At 68.4% G+C, this 7,810-nt stretch carries 6 protein-coding genes and 1 pseudogene; 4 read left to right on the forward strand and 3 right to left on the reverse strand.

Translation table 11 applies throughout. The features are described from left to right. The 3 genes and pseudogenes from AC5E6L_RS12475 to cbiB all read left to right on the forward strand — a co-directional run. Positions 1–468, forward strand: a pseudogene (locus AC5E6L_RS12475) (cobyrinate a,c-diamide synthase); the annotation flags it as partial. Next, the gene (cobD, locus tag AC5E6L_RS12480; protein ID WP_491773687.1) at positions 465–1,469 is read left to right on the forward strand and encodes a threonine-phosphate decarboxylase CobD; all 1,005 of its coding nucleotides are present in this window, start codon (positions 465–467) and stop codon (positions 1,467–1,469) included. The pseudogene AC5E6L_RS12475 and the gene cobD, both read left to right, overlap by 4 nt. A gap of 18 nt (positions 1,470–1,487) precedes the next feature. Then, positions 1,488–2,450 carry an adenosylcobinamide-phosphate synthase CbiB gene (gene cbiB / locus AC5E6L_RS12485; protein ID WP_491773689.1) on the forward strand — a complete coding sequence of 321 codons (963 nt, stop codon included), beginning with the start codon at positions 1,488–1,490 and terminating at the stop codon, positions 2,448–2,450. A gap of 24 nt (positions 2,451–2,474) precedes the next feature. On the opposite strand, the gene AC5E6L_RS12490 is transcribed toward cbiB, so the two are convergent. From AC5E6L_RS12490 to AC5E6L_RS12500, 3 genes are read right to left on the reverse strand one after another with little or no spacing between them, the layout of a single operon-like run. Then, positions 2,475–4,133: an ABC transporter ATP-binding protein gene (locus tag AC5E6L_RS12490; protein WP_491230314.1), complete on the reverse strand. Its 1,659-nt coding sequence runs from the start codon at positions 4,131–4,133 to the stop codon at positions 2,475–2,477. Then, positions 4,130–5,002, reverse strand: coding sequence for an ABC transporter permease (locus AC5E6L_RS12495; RefSeq protein WP_491773691.1), 873 nt, complete (start codon positions 5,000–5,002; stop codon positions 4,130–4,132). Before AC5E6L_RS12495 ends, AC5E6L_RS12490 begins: the two co-directional genes overlap by 4 nt. Beyond that, positions 4,999–5,943 carry an ABC transporter permease gene (locus AC5E6L_RS12500; RefSeq protein ID WP_491773693.1) on the reverse strand — a complete coding sequence of 315 codons (945 nt, stop codon included), beginning with the start codon at positions 5,941–5,943 and terminating at the stop codon, positions 4,999–5,001. Before AC5E6L_RS12500 ends, AC5E6L_RS12495 begins: the two co-directional genes overlap by 4 nt. A 425-nt stretch (positions 5,944–6,368) precedes the next feature. Between AC5E6L_RS12500 and AC5E6L_RS12505 the strand changes: the two genes are divergently transcribed. After that, positions 6,369–7,580, forward strand: a complete 1,212-nt coding sequence (locus tag AC5E6L_RS12505; protein ID WP_491773695.1) for a hypothetical protein — start codon at positions 6,369–6,371, stop codon at positions 7,578–7,580. The last annotated feature ends 230 nt before the right edge of the window (positions 7,581–7,810 follow it).

Genomic DNA, 7,810 nt, shown 5'->3' on the forward strand with positions numbered 1-7,810 from the left:
GGGGCGCCCGATGCGCGCGCCGATGCCGTCTTCCTGCCCGGCGGCTATCCGGAACTGCATGCGGGCACGATCGCCCACGCCGCGCGGTTCCGGGCCGGCATGCAAGCCGCGCGCGATCGCGGCGCGCTCATCTATGGCGAGTGCGGCGGCTATATGGCGCTCGGCGAGGGGCTGACCGATGCCGATGGCGGGCGCCATGCCATGCTCGGCTTCCTGCCGGTCGAGACCAGCTTTGCGCGCCGCGCGCGCCATCTGGGCTACCGGCGTCTCGAACCGCTGCCGGGCGCGCCCTGGACGATGCCCCTGACCGCGCACGAATTCCACTATGCGACCATCGTTCGCGAAGGGCCGGGCGAGGCCCCTTTTGCGGCGCGCGATGCGCTCGGCGCCGATCTGGGCCATTGCGGGCGGCGGGCAGGCAGGGTCGCCGGCTCCTGGTGCCACGTGATCGACAGGGCGGATCGATGACCGCTTTTCCACGCCATGGCGGCTCGCTCGACCGCGCGGTCGCCGAACATGGCGGCACGCACGCCGACTGGCTCGACCTGTCGACGGGGATCAACCCGCACCCCTGGCCGGTGCCGCCGATCCCCGCCGAGGTGTGGGAGCGGCTGCCCGAGCCGAGCCTCGAAGACTACTGCCTGGACGCGGCGCGCGCCTGCTACGGCGTGCCCGGGCGCGCCGCTATCGTCGCCGCGCCCGGCACCCAGGCGATCATCCAGCGGCTCGGCGACCTGATCGGGGCGAACCGGCGCATCGGCATCGTCTCGCCGACCTATGGCGAATATGACTGGTGCCTTTCGACGCCCGACCGGGTGGTCGGGACCGTGCGCGGCATGCCGCGCTACGAGGACGGCTATGACGGCGCCGTCTTCGGCAATCCGAACAATCCCGACGGCGCGCGCCGCGACGGCGCCGCGGACAGGCAGGCCGTCGAGGCGCTGCTGGCCCGCAACGGCACGGTGATCGTCGACGAGGCGTTCGCCGATGTGGCGCCCGATGCGTCCTATGTGCCCGAGGCGGGGCGCGAGGGGCTGATCGTGCTGCGCTCGTTCGGCAAGTTCTTCGGCCTGGCCGGCGTGCGGCTGGGCTTTGCCATCGGGCCGGAGGCGGACATGGCCCGGCTGCGCGGCCTGCTCGGCCCCTGGGCGGTGCCGGGGCCGGCGCTCTATCTGGGCGGGCGCGCGCTGCGCGACATCGCCTGGATCGCCGCCACGCGCACCCGGCTGGCGCGCGAGCGGCAGCGCCTGACCGCGCTGCTCCAGGGCCATGGCTGCGCGATCGTCGGCCATACGGACCTGTTCGTCCTGGCACGCCACGATCGCGCGCCGGCCATCGCCGCCGGGCTGGCCCGGCGGCACGTCTGGGTGCGCACCTTCGATGAGGACGCTTCATGGCTGCGCTTCGGTCTGCCGGGCGATGAGCCCGCGTTCGCGCGGCTCCACAAGGCGCTTGCGGCGGCCGCCTGATCGGCTCATCACAACGCCATGGCCGAAACGCTCGTGATCCTGTTTGCCGCCCTGATCGTCGACCGCCTCGTCGGCGATCCGGACCGGCTGTGGCGGCGCGCGCCGCACCCGGTGGTCCTGTTCGGCAGGGCCGTCGGCTGGGCGGACGCGCGCTTCAACCGCACCGATATGCCCGAGCCGGCGCGCGAGCGGTACGGTGTCGCCGCCATCGCCGCGCTGATGGCCGGTGCGATCGTGCCGGGGCTTTTCCTCGCCGCCCTGTTCGACGATCTGGGCGGTGTGGGAACCGTGGCCGAAGTGCTGATCGTCGCCATCCTTCTGGCGCAGAAATCGCTCGCCGACCATGTCGCGGCCGTGGCGCGGGGCCTGCGCGCGGGCGGGCTGGGTGGCGGTCGGGGCGCGGTGGCGATGATCGTCGGGCGCGATCCCGAAACGCTGGACGCGGCCGGCGTGAGCCGGGCCGCCATCGAATCGCTGGCCGAAAACACGTCCGACGGCGTGGTCGCGCCGGCTTTCTGGTATCTGCTGCTCGGCCTGCCGGGTCTTTTCGCCTACAAGATGCTCAACACCGCCGATTCGATGATCGGCCATCGCACCGAGCGCCACCGCGCCTTCGGCCGTGCTTCGGCAAGGATGGACGATCTGGCCAACTGGGTGCCGGCGCGGCTGACGGCGGCGCTGATCGTGCTGGCCGGCGGGTTTGCCGATGTCTCCGCGCGCCGGCGCGTTGTGGCGCGCGATGCGCGCCTGCACCGCTCGCCCAATGCCGGCTGGCCGGAAAGCGCGATGGCCGCGGTGACCGGGCTGGCCCTTGGCGGCCCGCGCGCCTACCGGGACGATGTGGCCGACGAGCCCTTCATGAACGATGACGGGCGCGAAAATGCCGGCCCGGACGATATCGATGCCGCGCTCGGCGTCTTCCGGCGCGCGATGACGGGGCTGACGGTGGTCGTCGGGGCGTTGGCGTTGATGTTCGGGTGATGCGCTGTCCGCGCCGTTCTACCCTCATCCTGAGCTTGCCGAAGGACGAGGGAGGACGGCGGGCTTGCCCGCCCGCCGTTCGATCGCCCGGTGCAGGTCGGGTGCCGCGGCGACGAGGCGCCGGGCCGTCTCGGTCCGCGGCGCGCCGAGCACGTCGGCCGTCGCGCCGCGTTCGACGATTCGGCCATGATCCATCACCATCACCTCGTGGGTGATCGCCCGAGCGACGGCCAGGTCGTGGGTGATGAACAGATAGGCCAGGCCCAGCTCGTCGTTGAGCCTTGCGAAGAGATCGAGGATCTGCGCCCGGATCGACACGTCCAGCGCCGAGACCGGCTCGTCGCAGACGACCAGCTTCGGGCGGGTGATGATGGCGCGGGCGATGGCCAGCCTTTGCCTTTGTCCGCCGGAGAATTCGTGCGGATAGCGGACCATCGCGTCCGCCGGCATGCCCACCTCCTCAAGCGCGCGCGCCACTCGCTCGCGCCGCTCGGGCCTGCCGACCGGTTTCTCTTCCAGATGCAGCGGTTCGGCGACCAGCCGTTCGACCGTCCGGCGCGGGTTGAACGAGCCATAGGGGTCCTGGAAGACCACTTGCATCTGGCGCCGCGCGGCGCGCAGGTCGCCATCTTCGAGCGTGGACGTCTCCATGCCGTCGAACGCGACGATGCCGGATGTGGGCTTGTCGAGCGCGAGCACGATGCGGGCGAGCGTCGACTTGCCGCAGCCTGACTGGCCGACCAGCCCCACCGAGCGTCCCGGCGGCACGGAAAAAGACACATCATCGACCGCGCGGAACGGCGCGCGGCGCGCAAACAGCCCGGCGCGCGGTCCGGGATAGTCCTTGACGAGGTTCCGGACATCCAGCAGCGCCCAGTGTTCGGGCTGTTTGGCGCGCGTTTCCCAGGTTGGGACATGGGTCGAGGCTTCGGCCAGTTGCCGCGTATAGGGATGGTCTTGCGCGCGCAGCACGTCGACCGCGTGGCCCGCTTCCTGCACTTCGCCATGGCGCAGGATGGTGATGTCGTCGGCCATGTCGGCGACGACGCCCAGATCGTGGCTGATCAGGATCAGGCCCATGCCGTCTTCGGCGACCAGTTCGCGCAGGAGGTCGAGAATCTGCGCCTGCAACACCACATCCAGCGCCGTCGTCGGCTCGTCGGCGATCAGGAGCCTGGGGCGCAGCGCGCAGGCGATCGCGATCACCACGCGCTGTCTCTGGCCGCCCGACAGTTCATGCGGATAGCGGTCGAGCGGGACGCGATTGGGCGGCAGGCCGACGCGTTCGAGCATGCGCGCCGCTCCCTTTTCCGCCTCGGGCCGGCCGGCGCCCTTGTGCCATCTGATCCCTTCGGCCACCTGCTCGCCGATGGTCTTGACCGGGTTGAGCGCGGTCATCGGCTCCTGGAACACCATGCCGATCTCGTCGCCGCGCAGCGCGCACATGCGCTCTTCGGTGGCGGTGAGCAGGTCCTCGCCGCAAAAGCGCAGCGCGCCGCGCGCCTCGGCCCCGTGTGGCAGAAGCCGCATGGCGGCCAGCGCGGTCATCGATTTGCCCGAGCCCGATTCGCCGACCAGCGCGTGCACCTTGCCGGCCTCGACCGCCATGTCCACGTGCTTGAGGATCGGCGCGCCGCCGATGGCGAGATCGAGGTTTTCGATGGTCAGGACCTGCGCGCTCATCGCTCCCGCCGCAGCTTGGGGTCGAGCACGTCGCGCAGCCCGTCGCCGAGCAGGTTCAGGCCCAGCACGGTCACAATGATGGCGATGCCCGGCGCGATCGCCATTTGCGGGGCGATGGCCATCATGGTCTGTGCCTCGGCCAGCATGCGGCCCCAGCTCGTCGCCGGCGGCTGGGCGCCCAGGCCCACGTAAGACAGGCCCGCCTCGGCCAGAATACCCAGCGAGAACTGGATCGTGCCCTGCACCAGCAGCAGGTTGGCGATGTTGGGCACTATGTGCTCGGCGGTGATGCGGGCCGAACCCTTTCCCGCCGCGCGGGCGGCGAGGACGAACTCGCGCGGCCACAGCGACAGCGCCGCCCCGCGCCCCACGCGGGCGAAGACCGGAATGTTGAAGATGCCGATGGCGATGACCGCATTGACCGCGCCGGGGCCGAAGATGGCGGTGATCATCACCGCCGACAGGAGCGCGGGGAAGGCGAAGACGATGTCCGACGTCCGCATGAACACCTCGTCGATCCAGCCGCGCCTGGCCGCCGCCCAGCAGCCCAGCGGCACGCCGACGACGACGCCGATGCCGACCGCGATCAGGGCGACGGCGATCGAGTTGCGGCTGCCCTGCATGATCATCGAGAAGATGTCGCGGCCGAAATGGTCGGTGCCGAACGGATGCGCCCAGCTCGGCCCCTGAAGCCGGTCGGGGATCGACAGGCTGGCGACGTCGTAGGGCGTCCAGGCCAGCGAGATGGCCGCCATTACGAGGATCGCCAGCGTGATCGCCGCACCCGCCTTAAAGGAGCGGTTGGTGCGGGCCTTTCCGAGGAAGAGCCGCCAGTCCTCATGTTCGGCGGCGACGAGATGATCGCTCATCGGCGCCTCAAACGTGGATCGGCCCAGCCATAGGCCAGATCGACCAGGAAGTTGACCGCGATGACCGTGCCGACCAGCAGGACGACCACGCCTTCGACGACGATCAGGTCGCGCTGGTTGATCGCTTGGAAGACGAGCTGGCCGAGGCCCGGCAGGAAGAAGACGTTCTCGATGATGATCGTGCCGGCCAGCAGGAAGGCAAATTGCAGGCCCATGATCGTCAGGACCGGGATCATCGCGTTGTGCAGCGCGTGGCGCCACAGGACGATGTTCGCCGGCAGACCCTTGGCGCGCGCGGTGCGGATATAGTCCTCGGCCAGCGTTTCGAGCAGCGCCGAGCGGGCGATGCGGGCGAGGATCGCCGCCTGCGGCAGGGCGAGGGCGATCGCCGGCAGGATCAGCGCGCGCAGGCCCGGCCATAGTCCCGCGTCCCAGCCTGGAAAGCCGCCCGCCGGCACCCATTGCAGCGTCACCGCGAAGACGTAGACCAACAGCAGCGCGAACCAGAAATTGGGGATCGCGATGCCAAGCTGGGCGCCGGCCATGGCCGCGGTGTCGGCGCGCGTGCCGCGCCGGGCGGCGGTGAAGATGCCGACCGGAATGGCGATCGCCGTGGACAGGGCAAGGGAGAGAAGAGCCAGCGGCAGAGAGACCACGACGCGCTCTGCGATCAGTTCGGTCACCGGCACCGCATAGGTGAAGCTTTGCCCGAAATCGCCGCGCGCCATGCCGGCGAGCCACGAAAAATAGCGCGCCAGAACGGGCCGGTCGAGACCCATCTGCTCGCGTAGCGCGGCAACCGCCTCCTCGGTGGCGTTCAGCCCCAGCATCAGCCGCGCCGGGTCGCCGGGCACGATCTCAAGGACGAAGAAGACGATGGCGCTTGCCACCAGCATGGTGACGAGGACGATCAGCAGGCGATGCGCGGCATAGGCGAGCATGGGCAAGGGTTAGCGCGGAAACGGGGGAGGGGGAAGGCGGAACGGTGTTTCCGCCGTGATCGCGGGGCGGCATCGCCGATCCGCGATCAGGATCCTCGACGATGGCGGGACGCGTATCGGACCGGGCCTTTCACCGTTTGCGACCGTGTCCAGCCAGCCGGAGAGCCGTCGGGCGCGCGCAGGTGCGCGGCGGTTCATGCCGCCACAGTCGGTCTTCTCCGCCACAGTCGGCCCTTTCTTCTCCATTTCTTTGTGCATTTTAAAGCATGTAAAAATCATCCTTTGCGCATATTTCTCTGTATTTATGCAATTTTATTTTTATTTTACTATTAACGATCAATTAACAATATGCACGCGGAGACTGAAAAACAGGCTATGTAGCCTCACATTACGTTCGCTGAATTAGCAAGATACGGGGCAGCACAATGACCATCATCAAGTCTTCCGAGCAAGGGGCGGTCGACGATCCCTCGGCCAGCGTTCAGCCTCCGGCCCGGCCGGCTTCGCCGGACGCCATATCCGCACCGCTGGCCAGGCTGGACCTGGATGACAGCGTCCCGATCGCCGCCGAACTCAACGATCTGGAGGGCACGCTCGTCAAGGCGCTCGACGCCGAACTGGAGACGATGGTCGACGATCCGCGCGCGGGCGGGGCCGGCGTCTCGCCGATCGCGGGCAAGAACGGGGCGAGCAAGAACGGGGCGGGCAAGGATGTCGACAATGCGACCAGCCACAGGGCGCTGGAACTGCAGCGCAAGAAGGCGGCCGCCAATGCGATGCGCCAGCAGTTGCAGGACGGTGCCGACCTGTTGTCCGACCTTCTGGGCAAGAACGAGGCGCTGATCTCCTACCTGTCCAAGAGCGAGCAGGAGCTTGCCCATCTCGAAGCGGTCGAGCGGCGGTCCAAGTCGACCCGCTCGCTGGCCGAGGATCTGCTGCGCGAGCACAAGTCGCTTGGCACGCGCTACAAGGAGCAGAACAAGCGGGTCGAGGTGCTCGAAGCGGTCAAGACGCGCAACAGGGCTTCGATCGAGAAGTCCAAGACCGAGATAGACCGGCTGCGGCAGCAGCTCGACGGCATGCGGCATGATTGCGAGACCAAGGACGTCGTCATTGCCGCGCTCGACGACAACAAGGCGCAACTGACCGAGCTCAGCCAGGGACTTCAGGACGACAACCGCAATCAGGCGGCCAAGCTCGACGCGCACATGGCGCGGATCGGTGAACTGGAGGGCCAGCTTTCGCAGCGGCAGATCGAGTTGACCTCCGAGACCCAGGCCAAGGAAGTGCTGCTCGCCGACAAGGAAAAGGCTCGGGGTGAGCTCGATGAACTGACGGTTCGCTTCCAGAGCGTCAGCGACGCCAATGCTGACCTGAAGGCGCAGCTCGACGAAAAGACGTTCGAGATGGAATCGCGCAGCAAGGCGCATGAGGAAGCGGTCTGCATCAAGGACGCCCGCATCAAGGAACTGGAGTTCGATCTGATCGCGCTCAAGAAGACGATGATGGCCGGCGATCGCGCGGCGATCGAGCCGCCGCAAGGTCCGGGCCTCCAAGAGGCGGCTTCGGAACTGCTGGCGAAGTCGGCCCGCGGCGTCGCGGCGAAGCCGAAGGCGCCCAAATCAAAGGCCGCCTGAGGCGGGGCTGCCGCCCCTGACGCCGGCAGATCGCGGAAAACGGCCGCCCCGAGGTCTTCGGGGCGGCGCTAGAGCGGCTTGCCAGATCACAAAATCCCGGCGCTCAGGCGATTCCAGCTCAAGACAAACCGCTCTCGTGTGGTGGATTTGAAGTTCGTTACAGTGTTCGCGGCATGCTCCTGAACGCACTTCAAATCCGTAAACCACACTGGAAGCAAAGACCTGCTCGT

It is taken from the genome of Roseitalea sp. (assembly GCF_984466335.1).

Coding starts and splice junctions, on each gene's coding strand:
- cobD (WP_491773687.1), top strand. CDS start 465: ATGACCGCTTTTCCACGCCATGGCGGCTCGCTCGACCGCGCGGTCGCC.
- cbiB (WP_491773689.1), top strand. CDS start 1,488: ATGGCCGAAACGCTCGTGATCCTGTTTGCCGCCCTGATCGTCGACCGC.
- AC5E6L_RS12490 (WP_491230314.1), bottom strand. CDS start 4,133: ATGAGCGCGCAGGTCCTGACCATCGAAAACCTCGATCTCGCCATCGGC.
- AC5E6L_RS12495 (WP_491773691.1), bottom strand. CDS start 5,002: ATGAGCGATCATCTCGTCGCCGCCGAACATGAGGACTGGCGGCTCTTC.
- AC5E6L_RS12500 (WP_491773693.1), bottom strand. CDS start 5,943: ATGCTCGCCTATGCCGCGCATCGCCTGCTGATCGTCCTCGTCACCATG.
- AC5E6L_RS12505 (WP_491773695.1), top strand. CDS start 6,369: ATGACCATCATCAAGTCTTCCGAGCAAGGGGCGGTCGACGATCCCTCG.